Annotated in this window: 18 protein-coding genes; 10 read left to right on the plus strand and 8 right to left on the minus strand. The window is 66.5% G+C overall.

Annotated features, from left to right (window positions below; translation table 11 throughout):
* The first annotated feature begins 125 nt into the window (after nucleotides 1–125).
* The 4 genes from secA (at nucleotide 126) to QKY98_RS19055 (ending at nucleotide 5,938) form a co-directional block, all read left to right on the plus strand.
* Nucleotides 126–2,867, plus strand: coding sequence for a preprotein translocase subunit SecA (secA, locus tag QKY98_RS19040; protein WP_027598471.1), 2,742 nt, complete (start codon nucleotides 126–128; stop codon nucleotides 2,865–2,867).
* A gap of 188 nt (nucleotides 2,868–3,055) precedes the next feature.
* Nucleotides 3,056–4,273 carry a bifunctional glutamate N-acetyltransferase/amino-acid acetyltransferase ArgJ gene (argJ, locus tag QKY98_RS19045; RefSeq protein WP_027598472.1) on the plus strand — a complete coding sequence of 406 codons (1,218 nt, stop codon included), beginning with the start codon at nucleotides 3,056–3,058 and terminating at the stop codon, nucleotides 4,271–4,273.
* A gap of 82 nt (nucleotides 4,274–4,355) precedes the next feature.
* Nucleotides 4,356–4,994 (plus strand): glutathione S-transferase family protein, encoded by a 639-nt coding sequence (locus QKY98_RS19050; RefSeq protein ID WP_044341908.1) that lies wholly within the window; start codon nucleotides 4,356–4,358, stop codon nucleotides 4,992–4,994.
* Complete coding sequence (locus QKY98_RS19055; RefSeq protein WP_284671399.1) at nucleotides 4,991–5,938, plus strand: Nudix family hydrolase; 948 nt, start codon at nucleotides 4,991–4,993, stop codon at nucleotides 5,936–5,938. Before QKY98_RS19050 ends, QKY98_RS19055 begins: the two co-directional genes overlap by 4 nt.
* 166 nt (nucleotides 5,939–6,104) lie before the next feature.
* On the opposite strand, the gene QKY98_RS19060 is transcribed toward QKY98_RS19055, so the two are convergent.
* Genes QKY98_RS19060 through QKY98_RS19070 form a run of 3 tightly spaced genes read right to left on the minus strand, consistent with a single transcriptional unit; the run spans nucleotide 6,105 to nucleotide 8,640 of the window.
* Nucleotides 6,105–7,154 carry an alkene reductase gene (locus tag QKY98_RS19060; RefSeq protein ID WP_027598475.1) on the minus strand — a complete coding sequence of 350 codons (1,050 nt, stop codon included), beginning with the start codon at nucleotides 7,152–7,154 and terminating at the stop codon, nucleotides 6,105–6,107.
* A gap of 15 nt (nucleotides 7,155–7,169) precedes the next feature.
* On the minus strand, nucleotides 7,170–8,333 hold the full coding sequence (locus QKY98_RS19065) for an MFS transporter (RefSeq protein ID WP_284671400.1): 1,164 nt from the start codon (nucleotides 8,331–8,333) through the stop codon (nucleotides 7,170–7,172).
* 16 nt (nucleotides 8,334–8,349) lie between these two features.
* A complete protein-coding gene (locus QKY98_RS19070; RefSeq protein WP_007161865.1) occupies nucleotides 8,350–8,640 on the minus strand; it encodes an ArsR/SmtB family transcription factor in 291 nt (96 codons plus the stop codon).
* A gap of 218 nt (nucleotides 8,641–8,858) precedes the next feature.
* Here QKY98_RS19070 and QKY98_RS19075 point away from each other — a divergent pair, with 218 nt between their 5' ends.
* The 4 genes from QKY98_RS19075 (at nucleotide 8,859) to QKY98_RS19090 (ending at nucleotide 14,672) form a co-directional block, all read left to right on the plus strand.
* Nucleotides 8,859–9,554 carry a YiaD family glycine zipper/OmpA-like lipoprotein gene (locus QKY98_RS19075; protein ID WP_007161866.1) on the plus strand — a complete coding sequence of 232 codons (696 nt, stop codon included), beginning with the start codon at nucleotides 8,859–8,861 and terminating at the stop codon, nucleotides 9,552–9,554.
* A 251-nt stretch (nucleotides 9,555–9,805) separates the two neighbouring features.
* Nucleotides 9,806–11,944 (plus strand): putative bifunctional diguanylate cyclase/phosphodiesterase, encoded by a 2,139-nt coding sequence (locus QKY98_RS19080; RefSeq protein WP_169853363.1) that lies wholly within the window; start codon nucleotides 9,806–9,808, stop codon nucleotides 11,942–11,944.
* A 174-nt stretch (nucleotides 11,945–12,118) separates the two neighbouring features.
* Entirely contained in the window at nucleotides 12,119–13,273 is a 1,155-nt protein-coding gene (locus tag QKY98_RS19085) for a phospholipase D-like domain-containing protein (protein WP_027598478.1), read from the plus strand.
* A 148-nt stretch (nucleotides 13,274–13,421) separates the two neighbouring features.
* Nucleotides 13,422–14,672 carry an acyltransferase family protein gene (locus tag QKY98_RS19090; protein ID WP_502945093.1) on the plus strand — a complete coding sequence of 417 codons (1,251 nt, stop codon included), beginning with the start codon at nucleotides 13,422–13,424 and terminating at the stop codon, nucleotides 14,670–14,672.
* On the opposite strand, the gene QKY98_RS19095 is transcribed toward QKY98_RS19090, so the two are convergent.
* Together QKY98_RS19095 and QKY98_RS19100 are read right to left on the minus strand one after the other, a co-directional pair.
* Nucleotides 14,647–15,015, minus strand: a complete 369-nt coding sequence (locus QKY98_RS19095; protein WP_027598480.1) for a putative quinol monooxygenase — start codon at nucleotides 15,013–15,015, stop codon at nucleotides 14,647–14,649. The two genes, QKY98_RS19090 and QKY98_RS19095, sit on opposite strands and share 26 nt — an antisense overlap.
* Before the next feature lie 73 nt (nucleotides 15,016–15,088).
* Nucleotides 15,089–15,490 (minus strand): ketosteroid isomerase-related protein, encoded by a 402-nt coding sequence (locus QKY98_RS19100; RefSeq protein WP_027602984.1) that lies wholly within the window; start codon nucleotides 15,488–15,490, stop codon nucleotides 15,089–15,091.
* Nucleotides 15,491–15,595: 105 nt separating this feature from the next.
* Here QKY98_RS19100 and QKY98_RS19105 point away from each other — a divergent pair, with 105 nt between their 5' ends.
* Together QKY98_RS19105 and QKY98_RS19110 are read left to right on the plus strand one after the other, a co-directional pair.
* A complete protein-coding gene (locus QKY98_RS19105) occupies nucleotides 15,596–16,183 on the plus strand; it encodes a GNAT family N-acetyltransferase (RefSeq protein ID WP_284671402.1) in 588 nt (195 codons plus the stop codon).
* Nucleotides 16,180–17,064 carry a carbon-nitrogen hydrolase family protein gene (locus QKY98_RS19110; protein WP_077170987.1) on the plus strand — a complete coding sequence of 295 codons (885 nt, stop codon included), beginning with the start codon at nucleotides 16,180–16,182 and terminating at the stop codon, nucleotides 17,062–17,064. The genes QKY98_RS19105 and QKY98_RS19110 overlap by 4 nt, the downstream gene beginning before the upstream one ends.
* A gap of 49 nt (nucleotides 17,065–17,113) precedes the next feature.
* Here the strand turns inward: QKY98_RS19110 and QKY98_RS19115 are convergent, their stop codons facing one another.
* The 3 genes from QKY98_RS19115 to QKY98_RS19125 all read right to left on the minus strand — a co-directional run bounded on the left by QKY98_RS19115 (nucleotide 17,114) and on the right by QKY98_RS19125 (nucleotide 20,727).
* Nucleotides 17,114–18,634 (minus strand): fumarate hydratase, encoded by a 1,521-nt coding sequence (locus QKY98_RS19115; RefSeq protein ID WP_027598481.1) that lies wholly within the window; start codon nucleotides 18,632–18,634, stop codon nucleotides 17,114–17,116.
* 229 nt (nucleotides 18,635–18,863) lie between these two features.
* Entirely contained in the window at nucleotides 18,864–19,838 is a 975-nt protein-coding gene (locus tag QKY98_RS19120; protein WP_284671403.1) for a 2-hydroxyacid dehydrogenase, read from the minus strand.
* Nucleotides 19,839–19,863: 25 nt separating this feature from the next.
* Entirely contained in the window at nucleotides 19,864–20,727 is an 864-nt protein-coding gene (locus tag QKY98_RS19125; RefSeq protein WP_144947432.1) for a TIGR01459 family HAD-type hydrolase, read from the minus strand.
* Nucleotides 20,728–20,822: the final 95 nt, after the last annotated feature.

Below are 20,822 nucleotides of genomic sequence, written 5' to 3' on the forward strand. Positions count from 1 at the left end.
ATGCCCGATTACCATCGCGGGACACCGCGGGTCTCAACCCCCGCGCCCAGGCGTCTGGCCAGGCTCTGCAGAGGCCTTGCCGCCCGTTTCGCTCCCCTCATTCCAGCGGAAGAATTCCAGTCGATATGTTTGCGCCTTTGTTGAAGAAATTCTTTGGAAGCAAGAACGAACGAGATGTCAAACGCCTAGGCAAGGTCGTGGTGGCCACCAATGCGTTGGAATCCCAGATTGCCTCCTTGAGCGACGAGCAACTGCGCGCCAAGACCGAGGAATTCAAGCAGCGCGTGGCCAAGGGCGAGTCCCTCGATGCCCTGATGCCGGAAGCCTTCGCCGTGGTCCGCGAGGCCGGCAAGCGCGTCATGGGCATGCGCCACTTCGACGTCCAGCTGATCGGTGGCGCGGCGCTGCACGAAGGCAAGATCGCCGAGATGCGCACCGGTGAGGGCAAGACCCTGGTGGGTACCCTGCCGGTCTACCTCAATGCGCTGTCCGGCAAGGGCGTCCACGTGGTCACGGTGAACGACTACCTGGCCCGCCGCGACGCCAACTGGATGCGGCCGCTGTACGAATTCCTCGGCCTGTCGGTGGGCATCATCCTGCCGTTCCAGCCGCCGGAAGAGAAACGCGCCGCCTACGCCTCGGACATCACCTACGGCACCAACAACGAATTCGGCTTCGACTACCTGCGCGACAACATGGCCTTCAGCATGGCCGAGAAGTACCAGCGCGAGCTGAACTTCGCGGTGGTCGACGAGGTGGACTCCATCCTCATCGACGAAGCCCGGACCCCGCTGATCATCTCCGGTCAGGCCGAAGACAGCTCCGAGCTCTATCAGAAGATCAACCAGCTGATCCCGCGTCTGCAGCAGCACATCGAGGAAGAGGAAGGCAATCCGACCCAGGTCGGCCACTACACCATCGATGAAAAGACCCGCCAGGTGGAGATCACCGAGCTGGGTCACCAGTACATCGAGGAGATGCTCACCGAGGCCGGGCTGCTGGCCGAGGGCGAGAGCCTCTACTCGGCGCACAACCTGGGCCTGCTGACCCACGTGTTCGCCGGTCTGCGCGCCCACACCCTGTTCCATCGCAACGTCGAGTACATCGTCCAGCAGGACCAGGTGCTGCTGATCGACGAGCACACCGGCCGGACCATGCCGGGTCGCCGCCTTTCCGAAGGTCTGCACCAGGCCATCGAGGCCAAGGAAGGACTGCCGATCCAGCCCGAGAGCCAGACCCTGGCCTCGACCACCTTCCAGAACTACTTCCGCCTCTACAACAAGCTCGGTGGCATGACCGGCACCGCCGACACCGAGGCCTTCGAATTCCGCCAGATCTACAACCTCGACGTGCTGGTCATCCCGACCCACCGCGAGATCGCCCGTAAGGACTTCAACGACCTGGTCTACCTGACCCAGGCCGAGAAGTACCAGGCCATCATCGAGGACGTGAAGCAGTGCCAGGCCGAAGGCCGCCCGGTGCTGGTGGGTACCGCCTCCATCGAGAGCTCCGAGTACGTCGACCAGCTGCTGACCCAGGCCGGCATCGAGCACAAGGTGCTCAACGCCAAGTACCACGAACGCGAAGCCGAGATCATCGCCCAGGCCGGGCGTCCGGGCGCCGTGACCATCGCCACCAACATGGCCGGTCGCGGTACCGACATCCTGCTCGGCGGCAACTGGGAAGTGGAGGTCGCGGCCCTGGAGAATCCTTCCGAGGAGCAGATCGCCGCGATCAAGGCCGCCTGGCAGGCGCGCCACAAGCAGGTCATCGACGCCGGCGGCCTGCACGTGATCGCCTCCGAGCGCCACGAATCCCGCCGGATCGACAACCAGCTGCGCGGCCGTGCCGGGCGCCAGGGCGACCCGGGTTCCAGCCGCTTCTACCTGTCGCTGGAAGACAGCCTGATGCGCATCTTCGCCTCCGACCGGGTGAAGAACTTCATGAAGGCCCTGGGCATGCAGGGCGGCGAGGCCATCGAGCACCGCATGGTCACCAACGCCATCGAAAAGGCGCAGCGCAAGGTCGAAGGCCGCAACTTCGACATCCGCAAGCAGCTGCTGGAATACGATGACGTGGCCAACGAACAGCGCAAGGTGATCTATCACATGCGCGACACCCTGCTGGCCAACGAAGACGTCGGCGACACCATCAAGGGCTTCCGCGAGGAAACCCTGACCCAGGTGATCAACGAGCACATCCCGCCGCAATCGCTGCCCGAGCAGTGGGACATCCCCGGCCTGGAAGCCGAGCTGTACAGCGTCTTCGGTCTGCAACTGCCCATCGGCCAGTGGCTGGACGAAGACGACAAGCTGTACGAGGACACCCTGCGGGTGAAGATCCTCGAGCAGCTCGAAGCCGCCTACATGGAAAAGGAAGACCTCGCCGGTCGCGAGGCCCTGCGCAACTTCGAGAAGCAGATGCTGCTGCGGGTGGTCGACGACCTCTGGAAGGACCACCTCACCACCATGGACCACCTGCGCCACGGTATCCATCTGCGCGGCTACGCCCAGAAGAACCCCAAGCAGGAATACAAGCGCGAGTCCTTCACCCTGTTCCAGGAGCTGCTGGACAGCATCAAGCGCGACACCATCCGCGTCCTGTCCCACGTCCAGGTGCGTCGCGAAGATCCGGCCGAGGAAGAGGAGCGCATGCGCCGCGAGGCCGAGGCCATGGCCGAGCGCATGCAGTTCCAGCACGCCGAGGCGCCTTCGCTGGTCGACCCCGAGGTGCTCGAGGACGAGCAGGGCGAAGACACCGTGGTGCCCTTGCAGCCCCAGCGCAATGACCAGAAGATCGGTCGCAACGAGCCGTGCCCCTGTGGTTCCGGCAAGAAGTACAAGCAGTGCCACGGCAAGCTCGATTGAGGGCCTGCCCAGGCAGTCGAGGCGACGGCAACCTGTCGGCATAGCAGCCGACAGGTTGTAAACTCCACTCGCTAGGCTGTTTGCGCCCCTTGCCCCGGCTGGGCGAGGCGGGCGCTGGAAGGCTGCTTTCCACGCCGCGACCGGTTTTCCGCTCGCGGCGTTTCCTTTTCTTTCACTGGAGTTTTCCCATGGCTGTCGGTCTCGGTCCGCTCTCCACGCTGCACCCGGTTCCCGGTTTCGAACTCGGTATCGCCTCTGCCGGCATCAAGCGCCCCGGGCGCAAGGATGTGGTGGTGATGCGCTGTGCCGAAGGCTCCAGCGTGGCCGGGGTCTTTACCCTGAACGCCTTCTGCGCGGCCCCGGTGATCATTGCCCGTCAGCGCTTCGCCGGCCCCGTGCGTTACCTGTTGACCAACACCGGCAATGCCAACGCCGGCACCGGACAGCCCGGCCTGGCCGCGGCCGAGCGCACCACCAAGACCCTGGCGACCCTGGCCAGCGTCGGCGAGGAGGCGGTACTGCCGTTCTCCACCGGCGTGATCGGCGAACCGCTGCCGGTGGAAAAGATCGAAGCCGCGCTGCCGGCTGCCCTGGCCGATCTGGCCGAGGACAACTGGGCCGCCGCCGCCACCGGCATCATGACCACCGATACCCTGCCCAAGGGCGCCAGCCGCCAGTTCCAGGTGGACGGCACCACCGTCACCGTGACCGGCATCAGCAAGGGCGCCGGCATGATCAAGCCGAACATGGCGACCATGCTCGGCTACGTGGCCACCGACGCCAAGGTCGCCCGGGGCCTGCTGCAGGATCTGCTGGCCGACGCCGCCAACCGCTCCTTCAACCGCATCACCATCGACGGCGACACCTCCACCAACGACTGCTGCATGCTGGTGGCCACCGGTCAGGCGGCCATGGCGGAGATCACCCAGCCCAACGGCGCGGCCTTCGAGCAGCTGCGCGAGGCGGTGTTCGCGGTATTCGCCGAACTGGCCCAGGCCATCGTGCGTGACGGCGAGGGTGCCACCAAGTTCGTCACCGTGCAGGTCAATGGCGGTGGCAATGCCCAGGAATGCCTGGACGTCGGCTACGCCGTGGCCCATTCGCCGCTGATCAAGACCGCGCTGTTCGCCTCCGATCCCAACTGGGGGCGCATCCTCGCCGCCGTCGGCCGGGCCGGCGTGCCCCAGCTGGACGTCAGCCTGATCGACGTCTTCCTGGGTGGCGTGCAGATCTGCCAGCAGGGCGGTCGCGCGGCCACCTATACGGAAGAGCAGGGCGCGCGGGTCATGGCCCAGGCCGAGATCGAGATCCGCATCGAGCTGGGTCGCGGCAGCCACAGCGAGACCATCTGGACCACCGACCTCTCCCACGACTATGTGAAGATCAACGCCGAGTACCGTACCTGACGGCTACCCGACGCCTTGGCGTCCGCTCCGGCGGGCGCCTGCGGCGGTCCTCGCGGGCCGCATCGTTTCGAGGAATCCCCGCATGTCCCAGCTGCAACTCGTGATCGGCAACAAGAATTTCTCCTCCTGGTCGTTGCGGGCCTGGCTGGCCATGGAGCTCAGCGGCGCCGCCTTTGAAGAGGTGTCGATCCCGCTCTATGCGCCCAACAGCCGCGCCTTGCTCAAGGCCCAGTCGCCCACCGGCAAGGTGCCGGTGCTCAAGCTGGCCGAGGGCACCATCTGGGATTCCCTGGCCATCGTCGAATACCTCGCCGAGGCCTATCCCGACGCCGGGCTGTGGCCCGCCGAGACCCTGGCCCGCGCCCATGCCCGGGCGCTGTGCGCGGAGATGCACAGCGGCTTCCTGGCCCTGCGCCGCGAACTGCCCATGGATCTGCGTCGCCGGCAGCGGTTGAAGTCGACCACCGCCGAGGCGGTGGAAGACATCCAGCGCATCCAGCGCCTGTGGCGCGAATGCCGCGAACGCCATGGCCAGCAGGGTCCCTATCTGTTCGGTACGCCGACCATCGCCGATGCCTTCTATGCCCCGGTGGCCAGTCGCTTCCGCAGCTACGGGGTGGAACTGTCGGCCGAGGCGGCCGCCTATGTCGAAACCATCTACGCCTGGCCGGCCTTCCAGCGCTGGCTGGCGGAGGCCGAAACCGAGGAGCAGAGCGCATGACTCGTCTGCATGTCGTCGCCGCGGTGATCCGCGACCCCCAGGGCCGGATCCTCATCGCCCAGCGCCCGGCGCACAAGCACCAGGGCGGTCTCTGGGAATTCCCCGGAGGCAAGGTCGAGGCCGGTGAGGCCCCGGCCGCGGCCCTCGCCCGCGAACTGGCCGAGGAGCTGGGCATCCAGGTGACAAGGGCGCGGCCGCTGCTGCAGGTGCGCCACGACTATCCCGACCAGGCGGTACTGCTGGATGTCTGGCAGGTGGATGCCTTCACCGGCGACGCCCATGGCGCCGAAGGCCAGCCCTTGGCCTGGGTCGCGCCTCGCGAGCTGGCCGACTACGACTTCCCGGCGGCCAACCGGCCCATCGTCCAGGCGGCGCGGCTGCCCGAGCGCTACCTCATCACCCCCGGCGAGCTGACCACCGCGGAATTGCTCAATGGCCTGCACCGGGCGCTGGACAGCGGCATCCGCCTGGTCCAGCTGCGCACGCCGGACAACTTCGATCCCCAGTACCGCGATCTGGCCGGCGACGTCCAGGGCCTCTGCACCGGCCGCGCCCAGTTGATGCTCAAGGGGCCGCTGGAGTGGCTGGGGGATTTTCCCGCGGCTGGCTGGCACCTGACCGCCGAGCAGTTGCGCCGCTATGCGCCCAATGGCCGGCCTTTTCCAGAGCACCGTCTGCTGGCGGCTTCCTGCCATGACGCCGAGGAACTGGCCCTGGCCCAGCAGATGGGCGTGGACTTCGTCACCCTGTCGCCGGTGATGCCCACCACGAGCCATCCCGGTGCCCCGACCCTGGGCTGGGTCAAGGCCCAGCAGCTGCTGGCCGACTGCAACCTGCCGGCCTATCTGCTGGGCGGGTTGGGCGAGGACGACCTCAACAGCGCCTGGCAGGCCGGCGCCCAGGGCGTGGCGGCGATCCGGGCGTTCTGGCCTGAGGGCGTTTGAGACAAATGGTGTAATCCAATCGCGGCCATGCCGGTGCGCCGTAGCGACCGCTCCTACAGGGGCACCGAACACCTGTAGGAGCGGCCGCATCGGCGGACCGCCATGGCCGCGATATTGGCACAAAAAAAGCCCGCCAACCGGCGGGCTTTTTTATCCACGGAAAAACCTACAGCCGCGGATAGTCGATGTAGCCGACCGGGCCCTTGCTGTAGAAGGTGTCCGGGTGCGGCTCGTTCAGCGCGGCGTCCTGTTCCAGGCGTTGCGGCAGGTCCGGGTTGGCGATGAAAGGCACGCCAAAAGCCACGGCATCGGCCTTGCCTTCTGCCAGCCAGGCATTGGCCTTGGCCTTGTCGAATTTCTCGTTGGCGATGTAGACGCCACCGAAGGCCGCCTTGAGGTCCGGGCCGAGGCTGTCGCTGCCGGCCGCTTCGCGGATGCAGATGAAGGCGACTTGGCGCTGGCCGAGCTCGCGGGCGACATGGCCAAAGGTGGCGGCAGGGTCGTTGTCGCCCATGGTGTGCATGTCGCCACGGGTGGACAGGTGCACGCCGACGCGATCGGCGCCCCAGACGTCGATGCAGGCATCGGTCACTTCCAGCAGCAGACGGGCGCGATTCTCGATGGAGCCGCCGTAGTTGTCGGTGCGCTGGTTGGTGTCGCTCTGCAGGAACTGGTCGAGCAGATAGCCATTGGCCCCATGGACCTCGACGCCATCGAAGCCGGCGCGCTTGGCGTTCTCGGCGCCATGGCGATAGGCGGCGACGATGCCGGGGATCTCGGCGGTTTCCAGTGCCCGCGGGGTGACATAGTCACGCTTGGGGCGCAGCAGGCTGACGTGCCCCTGGGCGGCGATGGCGCTCGGCGCCACCGGCAGTTCGCCGTCGAGGTAGCTGGGATCGGAGATGCGGCCCACGTGCCAGAGTTGCAGCACGATGCGGCCACCGGCCTTGTGCACGGCGGTGGTGACGCGCTGCCAGCCGGCCACCTGCTCGTCGGACCAGATGCCGGGGGTGTCGGGATAGCCCACGCCCATGGGGTCCACCGAGGTGGCCTCGGTGATGATCAGGCCGGCGGATGCGCGTTGCACGTAGTACTCGACCATCAGGTCGCCCGGGACCCGTCCCGGTTCGGCACGGCAGCGGGTGAGGGGCGCCATGATGACGCGGTTGGGCAGTTCCAGGGCGCCGATCTTGATCGGGTCGAACAGCTGAGTCATGGCTAGCTCTCTTGATTAGCTGGCGATCGCCAGGCCGCTCTTGCGGGCCTGGCTGGCGGTCAGCAGGGTGGCGATAAGGGCCAGCAGGGCGAGCCCGCTGGCGGCGAGGGGTACCGCGGTAAGACCCAGGCCGTGGTCGATCACCAGGCCACCGACCCAGGCGCCGAGGGCATTGCCCACGTTGAAGGCGCCGATGTTGAGGGTCGAGACCAGATTCGGCGCGTCCTTGCCGAAGGTGACCACGTTGATCTGTAGGGCCGGCACGGCGGCGAAGGCGGCCGCGGCCCAGAGGAAGAGGGTGATCTCGGCGGGCAGGAAGGCCTGGCCGGTCCAGCGCAGGGCGGCGGAGGTCAGGGCCAGGGCGACGAAGATGCCCACCAGGCTGGTGGCCAGGCGCCAGTCGGCCAGGCGACCGCCGATGAAGTTGCCCAGGGTCAGGCCCAGACCGATCAGCAGCAGGGTACCAGTGACGCCACGCGGCGAGACGCCGGTGACCTCCTGCAGTAGCGGCGCCACATAGGTGAAGAGGGCGAACATGGAGGCGGCGAAGAACACCGTCATCGACAGCGCCAGCCAGAAGCCCAGGCCGCGCAAGGCGAGCAATTCCCGGCGCAGGTCGGCGCGCGGCTGGTTGCGGTCGGCCGGCAGCACCCGCCAGAGACCGATCAGGGCGACCACGCCGATCGCCACCACCGCCCAGAAGGTCGAGCGCCAGCCGGCGGCCTGGCCGAGGGCGGTACCCAGGGGCACGCCCAGCACATTGGCCAGGGTCAGACCGGTGAACATCAGGGCCACCGCCGAGGCGCGGCGATTCTCCGGGACCAGGCTCGCCGCCACGACCGCGCCGATACCGAAGAAGGCGCCATGGCAGAGGGCGGTGACCACCCGCGCCAGCATCAGCATGTTGTAGCCGCTGGCAATGGCGCAGAGCAGGTTGCCGACGATGAAGATGCCCATCAGCGCGAGGAGGGCACGCTTGCGCGGCCAGTGGGCGGTGGCCAGTGCCATGAAGGGCGCGCCGACGGCCACGCCCAGGGCATAGCCAGTGACCAGCCAGCCGGCGCTGGGAATGGATACGCCGAGATCGGCGGCGACGTTGGGCAGCAGCCCCATGATGACGAATTCGGTGGTGCCGATGGCGAAAGCGCTCAGCGCCAGCACGATGAGAGAAGCGGGCATCAGGATTCCTTGCAGACTAGAGTTCGCGGGCGAGACGTTGCAGAAAGGCCTGGATGGCGGCCTCGTCGCGTTGGTAGAACACCCATTGGCCGATGCGCCGCGTGGTGACCAAGCCAGCCCGGGTCAACACCGCCAGGTGCGCCGAGACCGTGGACTGCGAGAGTCCGGCACGGGCTTCGATCTGTCCGGCACAGACGCCCGTACCCAGGTCGTGTTCCTGGTGCGGGAAATACTGCCGGGGATCGCGCAGCCAGCCGAGGATCTGGCGGCGCAGGGGATTGGCCAGGGCTTTGAGGATCTCGTCCATCACGGTCGCATCGTCATATTGGGTTGTAACGAACCTTAGATCGCGAAAAATCGATATGCAAGCTATCCATCTTCGATTCTGCCTATCGCGGACTTAGAGGCTCACTATCGCGATAAGTGTCCGCGAGCGCCGCTTCGTTCAGTTGCGATTCAGATCACGCGGCTAGAATTGCCGGGTGCGGCCCCATTCGCCGCAATGGATTTCCAAGGAGCAAAGACATGGCGCTGCCCACCCGTATCCTTCTCGCCAGCCTGGCCCTGGCCACCCTGGCCGGATGCGCATCCCCCAATCCCTACGAAAACCAGGGTCAGGCCAGCGGTGGTACCTCCAAGACCGCCAAGTACGGCGGCCTGGGTGCCCTGGCCGGTGCCGTCGCCGGTGCCGCCATCGATCACAACCACCGCGGCAAGGGTGCGCTGATCGGCGCCGCCGCCGTGGGTGCGGCCGCCGCCGGTTACGGCTATTACGCCGATCGCCAGGAAGCCGAGTTGCGCCGGCAGATGGAAAACACCGGCGTCGAGGTGCAGCGCCAGGGCGACGACATCAAGCTGATCATGCCCGGCAACATCACCTTCGCCACCGATTCGGCCGATATCGCCAACAGCTTCTACAAGCCGCTGAACGACCTGGCCAATTCCTTCAAGCAATTCGATCAGAACAGCATCGAGATCGTTGGCTACACCGACAGCACCGGCAGTCGTGCCCACAACGTCGAGCTGTCCCAGCGCCGGGCGCAGAACGTCGCCGGCTACCTGACTGCCCAGGGCGTGCCCGCGGCGCGCCTGAGCACCCGGGGCGCCGGTCCCGATGCCCCCATCGCCAGCAACGCCACCGCCGATGGCCGCGCGCAGAATCGCCGCGTCGAAGTCAATCTGCGCCCCCTGCCCGGAGCCACCGGCACCCCCGCCCAGTAGCGACCGCTCGTCGCCGGCGACCGGCAGTTTCCGCGCCTTCGGGCAGCCTGGCGGAAACTGCTTTTTCATTTTGCGCTCTGATAGACGTCGCGAAGGGTCCCGCCTGCCAATCGGCAGGCGGCAGACCCCTGTCCGGCTGCTACCCTAGTAGGGTTGAGAGCGACGCGTCGCATAACGGTCACGACGGGAAGAGGTAGCCAGCCGCGCATGGCTGCTGCACGGCGGCAGAGGCCGCGGGGAGAAGAGGCTTGATGGAGTGCCCGTTGCCGCAGACAGAGCAAGGTCCGGTGTTGCTGGTGGTCGACGACCGCCTGGAGAACCTGCTCGCCATGCAGGCGGTACTGGAGGTTGGAAACTGGCGGGTAATCACGGCCGCTTCGGGTGAGCGTGCCCTGCAATACCTGCTGGACGAAACCGTGGATCTGGTGCTGCTCGACGTCCAGATGCCGATCATGGACGGCTTCGAGGTGGCGCGCATCATGCGCAGCAACCTGCGCACCCGCTTCACCCCGATCATCTTCGTCTCCGCCGAAGCCCACTCCTACGAATCGGTCCTGCGGGGCTATGCCACCGGCGCGGTCGACTATCTGCTCAAGCCGGTCGATCCCAATATCCTCAGGCACAAGGTGCGCTCGCTGCTCGATCACGAGCGCAATCGCCGCGAATTGCTGCAGGCCACCCAGCAGCTGGAACTGGCCAAGTCCTTCAGCGATTCGCTGCTCGACAATGCCGCCGAAGGCATCCTTACCGTCAACGAACAGGGTCGGGTGACCTTCGCCAACGCCGCCATCGCCCGCATGCTGAGATGCAGCGTCAGCGACCTGGTGCACGCCAATTTCCTCGACTTCCTCGAAGGCGGCAGCGGTCTCGACGACTGGCAGACCTCGCCCTTCATGGAGCACTACGACCGCCGCGAGACCTATCGCCTGCACGATGCCCGCCTGCGCACCAATCGTGGCGACAGCCTGCCGGTGGCGCTGTCCTGCGCGCCGCTGCCGCGCATGCAGCGGGCCATGGTCATCATCGCCCTGGACATGTCGCGCATGCGCGAGCTGCAGGACCAGCTGGAATCCCAGGCCGTCACCGATGCCCTGACCGGTCTGCTCAATCGCCGCGGCTTCAACCAGACGCTGGAAGCGGCGCTGGCGCGCAGCGGCCGCAACGGCAAGCGCATGGCGGTGCTCTACATCGATCTCGACGGCTTCAAGCGCATCAACGATTCCCTCGGTCACGAAGCCGGGGATCGGGTGCTGTGCATCGTCGCCGAGCAGCTCAAGAGCTGCATGCGGCCCTACGACATCCTGGCGCGCATGGGCGGTGACGAATTCACCGCGCTGCTCGATTCCCTGGAGCATCCGGAGGACGCTGCCCGCGTGGCCGAGAAGCTGCTGGAGCTGCTGGCCACGGTGCATCGCATCGACGGCATGGAAGTCAGCCTGGGCGCCAGCATCGGCATCGCCAGCTATCCCGACTGCGGCCATACCGTGGACGGCCTGCTGAGATCCGCCGACATCGCCATGTACGAGGCCAAGCGCGGCGGGCGCCAGCAATACCGCTTCTTCTCGCCGGACATGAACGGCCGCGCCCGTTCCCGGTTGATGCTCGAAGAAAGCGTGCGCAACGCCATCGACAACAAGGACTTCGTGCTCGCCTACCAGCCGCAGGTCTATCTGCGCGACGGCCGCCTGCGCGGCTTCGAGGCGCTGCTGCGCTGGGAGCACACGGTGGCCGGCAAGGTCTCGCCGAGCGTCTTCATCCCGCTGCTGGAAGAGACCCGGCTGATCAACCGCATCGGCGACTGGATCTTCCGCGAAGGCGCGACCAAGCTGCAGTCCCTGCAGGAAATCTATGGCGACGAATTGCTGCTGAGCATCAACCTCAGTCCGGTGCAGTTCGGCATGCCGCAACTGGCGGAAAGCCTGCGCCAGATCATCGAGACCCATGGGCTGCGACCCGAGCAGCTGGAAATCGAGGTGACCGAGTCGGCGCTGATGCACGACATCGACTACACCCGCGCCCAGCTGTCGCAACTGCGCGCCCTCGGCGTGCGCATCGCGGTGGACGACTTCGGCACCGGCTATTCCTCGCTGGCCTATCTGCGCCACTTCGAACTCGACACCCTCAAGATCGATCAGCTGTTCATCGCCAACATGCTGGATTCCTCCCGCGACGCCGCCATCGTCAGCACCATCCTCGAACTGGGTCGCAACCTGGATCTGGAGGTCATCGCCGAAGGGGTGGAGACCCTGGAACAGCGCGACTGGCTGATCGAGCACGGCTGCGAGATCATGCAGGGCTTCCTGGTCTCCCGGCCGCTGAGCGCCGAGGTGACCGGTCGCTTTCCCCAGCAAGTGGACTGGACCGCCCGACGCCCCGAGCCCACGCTCTAGGCGCGCTGACGGCCTGCTCCAGGGGCAGGCCCCTCCGTCCATCGGCGCAGGCCGTCGAGCAGGCGCCGCGCCAGAGCCAGCGGTGCTCCCCTGGCCAGCCAAACCACGCCTGCCACTGAACGAACCCCCGTCCGCGCCTTCTTATGCAATGGCCACAGGCACGGAGTAGGAAGCATGCGGGGCGCCGTCTTTCCATGGCGGGAAAACAACAGGTTCGAATTGCTGGTGGACGGCGGTCGGTTCTTTCCGGCCATGCTCGAATCCATCGCGGGCGCCAGTCGCCGGATCGATGTCGAACTCTATCTGGTGGAAGCCGGCAGTTGCTCCGAGCAGTTGCTCGTGGCCCTGACCGAAGCGGCCCGACGCGGCGTCGCGGTGCGTTGCCTGTTCGATGGCTTCGGCACCCTGCGCATGGACGCCGGCTTGCGCCGCCAGCTGGAAGAGGCGGGCGCCGAGCTGCGCATCTTCAACCCCGTGCGCTTCGGTCACGGCTTGCACAACCTGCACCGCGACCATCGCAAGATCTTCATCATCGACGGCGAGGAGGCCTTCGTCGGTGGCAGCGGCGCGACCGATGACTTCTGGGATCCGGCCAAGAGCGACTGCAACTGGCACGAGGTGATGGTACGCATCCAGGGACCCCTGGTGGAGGACTGGCTGGCGCTGTTCGAACGGCAATGGGAAGCGGTGGGTCGCCGCCGCGCCTGGAAGCCACGCCCGCGGCGGGGTCGCGAGCGGCCACCGCCGCCACCCGCCGCCCAGGAAGGGCAGGGCCGGGTCGCCTATGCCGATGCCCGTCAGCACCGCGACATCCTGCAGGCGCTGATTCGCGCCTTGGTGGGCGGCCGCGAACGCATCTGGTTCGCCACCCCCTATTTCCTCCCGACTTGGCGCGTGCGCTGGGCCTTGCGACGGGCCGCGCGGCGTGGCGCCGACGTGCGGCTGCTGCTTACCGGTCGGCACACCGACAATCCACCGGTGCGTTTCGCCGGGCAGCGCTACTACCGCAGCCTGTTGCGCGCCGGTGTGCGCATCTACGAATACCAGCCGCGATTCATCCACGCCAAGATGGTCCTGGTGGACAACTGGGTCAGCGTCGGCTCCTGCAATTTCGATCACTGGAATCTGAGGTTCAACCTGGAGGCCAATGTCGAGGCGGTGGATCGCGGCCTGAGTCAGGCGGTGGCGGCCAGCTTCGTCAAGGATTTCGCCCAGAGTCGCGAGATCACCCTGGAATTCTGGCGCAGTCGGCCCTGGTGGCGGCGCGCACGCGAGTGGCTCTGGGGTTCGCTGGATCGCCTGGTGATCGGTGTACTGGGGCGCGGTTAGCAGCCCCGGGTGTCAGGTGCGGGTAACATAACCGATCCGGCGCTGTAGGCCGGACCCATCGTCCCGCGGACGAGGCCAGACGAGTAACGCCTTAGTGCAGACTTTAGATAAACACCGCTTCATCGGTCTGGAGTGGCTCAGGTTCCTGATGGGTTTCTATGTGGTCGTCTACCACACCATCCATTTCTATCCCGAGCGCAAGACCATCCCCCTGCTGGACGAGATCACCAGCATGGGCTTCTTCGCCACCAGTACCTTCTTCGTGCTATCCGGCTTTCTGCTCGCCCACGTCTATTGCGGCCGCGGCAGCCTGCGCGAGCCGGCGCGCAGTTTCTGGGTCAAGCGTTTCGCCAACCTCTATCCGATCCACATCTTCGCCCTGCTGCTGGCGATGGCGGTGGTGACCTGGATCGGCAGTCTGGGCATTCCGCCGGGCGCGGCCACGGCGAGCATCCGCTTCGTGGTGTTCGACACCAACGAGCCCCTGGCCCGGACCAACCCCGAGCTGTTCCAGCACTTCATGAGCAACGCGGAGCTGGCCTTCAATGCCGTGCTGCAGCTGTTCATGCTGCAGGCCTGGAATCCCTACTACCTGACCTTCAACGCACCGCTCTGGTCGATCTCGGCGCTGTTCTTCTTCTACCTGACCTTTCCCAAGCTGGCCCCGCGGCTGATGACCAGCGAGCGCCCCTGGCAGCTGTTGCTGCTGGTCTGGGTGCTCTATCTGATTCCGCCGCTGCTGGTGATCCTGCACCAGAACTACGGCATGCCCTTTACCGGCCTGCTGCAGCGCGTGCCGCTGTTCCGGCTGCCGGAGTTTCTCGCCGGTATCCTGCTGTACGCCATCTTCCGCCGCCAGCACGCGCGGGGCTGGATACCCTCGGAGCGGCAGCGGCTGCTGCTGGCGACCTACCTGATCCTGAGTTTCGCCCTGGGCACGGCGCTGTTCACCCATGGACCCAAGTTCTGGTACTTCCTGTTCCACAACGGCCTGTTCCTGCCGTCGCAGCTGATCCTGGTCTATCTGGCCGCGCTGGCGCAGGAGCCGGCCAGCGAACGCATCCGCCACTGGTCGCCACGACTCGGCGGTGCGTCGCTGTCGATGTTCGCCCTGCACGTGCCCCTGTCGGGGATCTACATGACCCTGGAGCAACTGATCGGCGGCAATCTCAAGGCCTGCCTCAGTGGCGATCGCGAGGTCTGCATCGCCGCCGCCGGGGCCTATACCAACTCCATCGAGTGGTACTGGCTGTTCCTGCTGGCGGTGGTGGTGCTCTGCGTGCTGTTCCAGGAGCGGCTGGTGGTGCCGACCCGCAAGCGCATCCTCGCGGTACTGCTGCCGCGCCTGGCGCCGCCGCAGCAGCCGCCCCAGGCTAGCGGCGGAAGCCTGCGGCCATGACGAAGAAACGGGCGTTCAGGGCCGCCAGCGGCTCGCGTAGCTGCTCCAGCTGATCGGCCGCACCGAATACCTCGAAGCGTTCCAGGGTGGCGATGGCCTGGGCCTGCTCCAGCAGATCGCCGACGTTGTCCAGGTGCGCCAGCAGCGCCTGGGCATCGCGATAGCCTTCGCGGCAACGCGCCGTGGTGCCGTCATAACAGAAGCCGTAGTAGAGGCAGCCGGGTTCGTTGCGGGTGCGCTCCAGCATGGCCTCGCCCAGGCGCTTGAAGGCTTCGAGCTGATCGGGCTGGACGGCGAAGACGGGGGCCAGGCTGCAGACGGAATCGCTGGGAAGAGTGGGCATGGGGGCTCCGGGGTCGGGGATGGTCTGCATGCGACCTCGGCCGATCGGCAGTGCTCCCGCCGGCTGACGGACGTCAGGCGCCGACCTGGGCGATCCAGTCGTTCAGGTTGTAGTAGTTGGTCACCCGCGCCACCTTGCCGTCGCGGATCTCGAAGAAGGCGCCCACCGGCAGCTCGTAGGTCTGACCCCTGGCCTCGGGCAGACCCTCATCGGTGACCAGGTATTCACCGTGGATGATGAATTCGGCGGCCGCCCGCCGGCCACTGGGCTCGGCCATCACCACTAGGTCGGTCAGCCGCTCGCGATAGCAGCGATTCATGTGGGCCATGAAGGCGGCAAAGGCGGCCTTGCCTACCTGGCGCTCCCCCTGATTGATGTCATGGACCACATCCTCGGTGAGCAGCTCCAGGAAGATATCCATGTCACCGGCGTTGAAGGCGGCGTAATAGGCATCGATGAGGTCGGTCGTGGTCATGACAACTCCTGTCGTTGGCGAAAAGATGCGATTGCCGGCGCATGGTAGGGTGCCTGGACGATCCCGACATAGCCATTCACGTCTCCTGCTTAACCAGAAGAGTCCATGGACATCCAACTCATCCACGGCGCTGCCATCACCCCGCTGATTCCCGAGCTGGCGAAGCTGCGCATCGCTGTCTTTCGCGAATACCCCTATCTCTACGACGGTACGCTGGATTACGAGGTGCGCTATCTGCAGACCTATGCCGCCGCTCCGGACAGCCTCTGCGTGCTGGTCCGCGACGGCGGACGGGTGGTGGGGGCGGCTACCGCCCTGCCACTGGCGGACGAAACCGTGGAATTCCAGCAGCCCTTCCGCGCGGGCGGTTGGCCGGTGGAGCGAATCTACTATTTTGGTGAATCCCTGTTGCTGCCGACCTACCGGGGGCGGGGGCTCGGACGGCGCTTCTTCACCGAGCGGGAGGCGCGGGCACGACAGCTGGGGTGTTTCACCTGGTGCGCCTTCTGCGCCGTACAACGCCCGGACGACCATCCGCGCCGTCCGCCGGGCTATCGACACTTGCACGGCCTCTGGCACAGCCAGGGCTTCGCCGAGCATCCGGAATTTACCACCCACTACCTGTGGCAGGATCTCGACGAGGTCGCCGAGTCGCCCAAACCCATGACCTTCTGGCTCAAGGAATTGCCATGATCCGCCTGGCCGCTTGCCAATACGCCATCGAATTGCTGGAGACCTGGGACGCCTATGCCGCGCACCTGACCGAACTCTGCGAGGAGGCCGCCGCCGAGGGTAGCCAGCTCCTGTTGCTGCCCGAATACGCCGGGCTGGTGCTCAGCGGCCAACTGCCGCCCGCCGAGCGCAGCGATTTGCACGGCTCCATCGCCGGTATCCAGCCATTGCTGCCCGCCTGGCGCGACCTCTGCGAGGGCCTGGCGCGCCGGCTGCAGCTCTATCTGCAACCCGGTTCGCTTCCCGTGCTCGATGACGGTGGTCGGTACCGCAACCGGGCCTGGCTGTTCGGTCCCGAAGGCTGCCTGGGCCATCAGGACAAGCTGATGATGACCCGCTTCGAGCGGGAGGAATGGAATATCGTGGGCGGCCGCGAAGGCTTGCGCGTCTTCGATACGGCCTTGGGCCGCCTCGGCATCCTGATCTGCTACGACAGTGAATTCCCGCTCCTGGCCCGGCACCTGGCCGAGGCTGGAGTGGATCTGATCCTGGTGCCGAGCTGTACCGATACCGTCGCCGGCTTCCACCGGGTACGGGTGGGGGCCCAGGCGCGAGCGTTGGAAAACCAGCTCGCGGTGCTGCAGGCGCCGACAGTGGGGTTGGCGCCCTGGTCACCCGCACTGGACGAGAACGTCGGCCGGGCCGGGCTCTTCGTCCCGCCAGATCGGGGCATGCCGGCCGACGGGGTGATCGCCCAGAGCGACGCCCTCTGTCCTGAATTCAGCCACTGGCTCCATGCCGAGGTCGATCTGGACGAGGTACGGCGGGTGCGGACCCATGGTCAGGTATTCATCCGCCGTGACTGGCCGGCGCAGTGGCAGGTACTAGAGTCCGGTCACTGAATGAAAAAAGCCCAGCACTGAGGCTGGGCTTTTCTGTCGCGACGGGCGCTTAGATCTCGACGGCCAGGCTGTCGGCGATCTTCTTCTGCCACACCTGCGGACCGGTGATGTGCACCGACTCGCCACGGGTGTCCACGGCCACGGTCACCGGCATGTCCTTCACCTCGAACTCATAGATGGCTTCCATCCCCAGTTCCGGGAAGGCCAGGACCTTGGCGCCCTTGATGGCCTGGGCCACCAGGTAGGCGGCGCCGCCGACGGCCATCAGGTAGACGGCCTTGTGGTCCTTGATCGCCTCGATGGCGATGGGGCCGCGCTCGGACTTGCCGATCATGCCCAGCAGACCGGTCTGGTCGAGGATCTGGCGGGTGAACTTGTCCATGCGGGTCGCCGTGGTGGGACCGGCCGGGCCGACCACCTCGTCGCCCACCGGATCGACCGGGCCGACGTAGTAGATGAAGCGGCCCTTGAGGTCCACCGGCAGCGGCTCGCCCTTGTTGAGCATGTCGACCATGCGCTTGTGGGCGGCATCGCGACCGGTCAGCATCTTGCCGTTGAGCAGCACGGTCTCGCCCGGCTGCCAGCTCTGCACCTCCTCCGGAGTCAGGGTGTCGAGATCCACGCGACGGGCGCTCGGACCGGCTTCCCAGACGATTTCCGGATAGGCGTCCAGCGGCGGGGCTTCCAGGCTGGCGGGGCCGGAGCCGTCGAGCACGAAATGGGCATGACGGGTGGCGGCGCAGTTGGGGATCATGCACACCGGCAGGGAGGCGGCGTGGGTCGGGTAGTCCTTGATCTTGACGTCCAGTACCGTGGTCAGGCCGCCCAGGCCCTGGGCACCGATGCCCAGTTGGTTGACCTTGTCGAAGATCTCCAGGCGCAGCTCTTCCAGGCGATTCTGCGGACCGCGGGCCTTCAGCTCATGGATGTCGATCTCGTCCATCAGCGATTCCTTGGCCAGCACCGCGGCCTTCTCGGCGGTCCCGCCGATGCCGATGCCCAGCATGCCCGGCGGGCACCAGCCGGCGCCCATGGTCGGCACGGTCTTGAGCACCCAGTCGACGATGGAGTCGGACGGGTTGAGCATGGCCATCTTCGACTTGTTCTCGGAGCCGCCGCCCTTGGCCGCGACGTCGATCTCCACGGTGTTGCCGGGGACGATCTGGTAGTGGATCACCGCCGGGGTGTTGTCCTTGGTGTTCTTGCGGGCACCGGCCGGGTCGGCCAGGATCGAGGCGCGCAGGACGTTTTCCGGCAGGTTGTAGGCGCGACGCACGCCTTCGTTGATCATCTCGTCCAGGCTCAGGGTGGCGCCGTCCCAGCGCACGTCCATGCCGACCTTGGCGAAGACGGTGACGATGCCGGTGTCCTGGCAGATCGGCCGGTGGCCGGTGGCGCACATCCGCGAGTTGATCAGGATCTGGGCGATGGAATCGCGCGCGGCGGCGGATTCTTCGCGCAGATAGGCCTCGTGCATGGCCTGGATGAAATCGACGGGGTGGTAATAGGAGATGAACTGCAGGGCGTCGGCAACGCTCTGGATCAGGTCATCCTGCTTGATCACGGTCATGTACGCGCTCCTCTTGGCGGTTTCTTGCGTCTCGGCCACAGCGGTGGCGAGACGGGCGCGCAATTCGGGTCGCACGGACCGGGCCGCGAAGGAGCCCGATCGGAGGGGTGGCCTGACACACTGAGAGAGGCCCACCCGGCCAGGGCGGCCGACCCGAGAGCGGCGCGGCAGTATAGCCTTTAAGCGCCCGGACGGCACGCCACCTGGGTCGACGGTGGGCGATCAGCGCCTAGCGGCGATCCAGCGCCGCCGGATTGACCAGATCGGTCGGGCGCTCACCGGTGAGGGCTGCGATCAGGTTGTTCACTGCGCGTTCGGCCATGGCGTAGCGGGTCTCGTGGGTCGCCGAGCCAATGTGCGGCAAGGTGACCACGTTGGGCAGTTCGAACAGCGGCGAGGCCTCCAGCGGCTCGCGGGTATAGACGTCCAGACCGGCGCCGCGGATCTGGCCCTGGCGCAGCGCCTCGATCAGCGCCGGCTCGTCGATGACCGGGCCGCGCGCCAGGTTGATCAGGATGGCGCTGGACTTCATCAGCCCCAGTTCGCGGGCGCCGATGAGGCCTTCGGTGGCGGCCGACAGGGGTACCACCAGGCAGACGAAGTCGGCCTCCCTGAGCAAGTCGTCCAGCTCGCGGCGCTGGGCACCCATCTGCTCTTCCAGCTCGGGCTTGGCGCTGTTGGCGGTATAGAGGATCGGCATGTCGAAACCGAAGTGGCCACGCTTGGCGATGGCCGCGCCGATGCGACCGGCGCCGACGATGCCCAGCGTACGGCCATGGATGTCGGTGCCGAAGTGTTCTTCGCCGATACCCTTGCGCCAGTGTCCGGCCTTGACGAAGGCGTCCAGCTCCGGCACCCGCCGGGCGGCGCTCACCAGCAGGGTGAAGCCGAGGTCGGCGGTGGTATCGGTGAGCACGTCCGGGGTATTGGTGAGCAGGATGCCGCGCTCGGTCAGGTAGTCCACATTATAGCTGTCGTAGCCGACCGAGACGCTGGCGATGGCTTCCAGGGTCGTGGCCATTTCCAGCTCCTTCTCGCCCAGCTTGCGACTGGCGCCGATCAGGCCCTGGGCCTTAGCTGCGGAAGCGGCGAACAGGTCGATGTTGGCGCTGGCGGGAATCACTTCGACGGTGAAGTGTTCGCGCAGGCGTTCCGCCAGCTGTTCGGGCAGGCGGTTGAAGACCACTACGTGCTTCTTGCTCATCGATACCTCGGCGTGTGGGAAAGGATTAGGCCAGACCGGCCGCGGCGAAGCGCGGCCGCTCGGGATGTTGCCTGAGCAGCGGCTCGAGTCCCTCGCGGGTTGGCTCCTGGTTGAAGTCCAGACCGAGGGCCTCGCGGTGGATGCCGGTGGCCGCCAGCCAGAGGCAGTCGATGCCCGCCGCCACCGCGCCGGGTACATCGGTCACCAGCGAGTCGCCGACGAACAGCAGGCGCTTGGCGCCACGCTCGGCCAGGGCGCCTGCCGCGCAATGGAAGGCATAGGGATCGGGCTTGCCATACCAGGTGACCGCCCCTCCCAGGGCGGCGAAGCGATCGGCCAGCTTGCCGGCTGCATAGAAGGGTAGACCCCCGGACACCACGTTGCGATCCGGATTGGCGCAGAGAAAAGGCTTGTCCAGCGCCGTGGCCAGGGGCGCGAAGCGCGCCTCCAGTTCGTCTTCCGGAAAGCTGCCGACGCCCAGGATGATGGCTGCCTGCGCGATGTCCTCGACGAAGCGCGCGCGGATTTCCGCGGGCCAGCCGACCTGGCCGGTGCCAGGACCGGAGAGGTAGATTCCGCCCTCGCTGAAGGTCGGGTCCTGCTGAAAGGCATCGATGGCCAGCTGACCCGAGGTGGTGATGCCGGCGAAGAGCTCGCGCGGCACGCCCAGCTTGCCCAGTTCTTCGACCATGCCGTCCGCATCGCGTGAGGCATTGCTGAGGAACCACACCGGCTTGCCTTCGGCGGCGCGGCGCTCCAGCCAGGCGCGGGCGCCGGGAAAGGTTTCGTAGCCGTCGATCAGCACGCCCCAGAGGTCGAGGATGAAGCCGTCGTAGGCGGCCAGGGCCTCGTCCAGTTGATCGAGGCGGAGCAGGGTGGGAGCGGTCATGCGGCGGATCCGATGGCGAAAGGGGAAACGACAAGCCTAACCGGTTTTGCCGAGCGGCTGCCGAAAACGCAGACACCGGCCGGAGCCGGTGTCTG

The organism is Pseudomonas sp. HR1, from assembly GCF_030175875.1.
Classification (GTDB): domain Bacteria; phylum Pseudomonadota; class Gammaproteobacteria; order Pseudomonadales; family Pseudomonadaceae; genus Chryseomonas; species Chryseomonas oryzihabitans.

Coding starts and splice junctions, on each gene's coding strand:
- QKY98_RS19110 (WP_077170987.1), top strand. CDS start 16,180: ATGATCCGCCTGGCCGCTTGCCAATACGCCATCGAATTGCTGGAGACC.
- argJ (WP_027598472.1), top strand. CDS start 3,056: ATGGCTGTCGGTCTCGGTCCGCTCTCCACGCTGCACCCGGTTCCCGGT.
- QKY98_RS19055 (WP_284671399.1), top strand. CDS start 4,991: ATGACTCGTCTGCATGTCGTCGCCGCGGTGATCCGCGACCCCCAGGGC.
- QKY98_RS19105 (WP_284671402.1), top strand. CDS start 15,596: ATGGACATCCAACTCATCCACGGCGCTGCCATCACCCCGCTGATTCCC.
- QKY98_RS19080 (WP_169853363.1), top strand. CDS start 9,806: ATGGAGTGCCCGTTGCCGCAGACAGAGCAAGGTCCGGTGTTGCTGGTG.
- QKY98_RS19100 (WP_027602984.1), bottom strand. CDS start 15,490: ATGACCACGACCGACCTCATCGATGCCTATTACGCCGCCTTCAACGCC.
- QKY98_RS19060 (WP_027598475.1), bottom strand. CDS start 7,154: ATGACTCAGCTGTTCGACCCGATCAAGATCGGCGCCCTGGAACTGCCC.
- QKY98_RS19065 (WP_284671400.1), bottom strand. CDS start 8,333: ATGCCCGCTTCTCTCATCGTGCTGGCGCTGAGCGCTTTCGCCATCGGC.
- QKY98_RS19050 (WP_044341908.1), top strand. CDS start 4,356: ATGTCCCAGCTGCAACTCGTGATCGGCAACAAGAATTTCTCCTCCTGG.
- QKY98_RS19095 (WP_027598480.1), bottom strand. CDS start 15,015: ATGCCCACTCTTCCCAGCGATTCCGTCTGCAGCCTGGCCCCCGTCTTC.
- QKY98_RS19090 (WP_502945093.1), top strand. CDS start 13,422: ATGGGTTTCTATGTGGTCGTCTACCACACCATCCATTTCTATCCCGAG.
- QKY98_RS19085 (WP_027598478.1), top strand. CDS start 12,119: ATGCGGGGCGCCGTCTTTCCATGGCGGGAAAACAACAGGTTCGAATTG.
- QKY98_RS19070 (WP_007161865.1), bottom strand. CDS start 8,640: ATGGACGAGATCCTCAAAGCCCTGGCCAATCCCCTGCGCCGCCAGATC.
- QKY98_RS19125 (WP_144947432.1), bottom strand. CDS start 20,727: ATGACCGCTCCCACCCTGCTCCGCCTCGATCAACTGGACGAGGCCCTG.
- secA (WP_027598471.1), top strand. CDS start 126: ATGTTTGCGCCTTTGTTGAAGAAATTCTTTGGAAGCAAGAACGAACGA.
- QKY98_RS19120 (WP_284671403.1), bottom strand. CDS start 19,838: ATGAGCAAGAAGCACGTAGTGGTCTTCAACCGCCTGCCCGAACAGCTG.
- QKY98_RS19075 (WP_007161866.1), top strand. CDS start 8,859: ATGGCGCTGCCCACCCGTATCCTTCTCGCCAGCCTGGCCCTGGCCACC.
- QKY98_RS19115 (WP_027598481.1), bottom strand. CDS start 18,634: ATGACCGTGATCAAGCAGGATGACCTGATCCAGAGCGTTGCCGACGCC.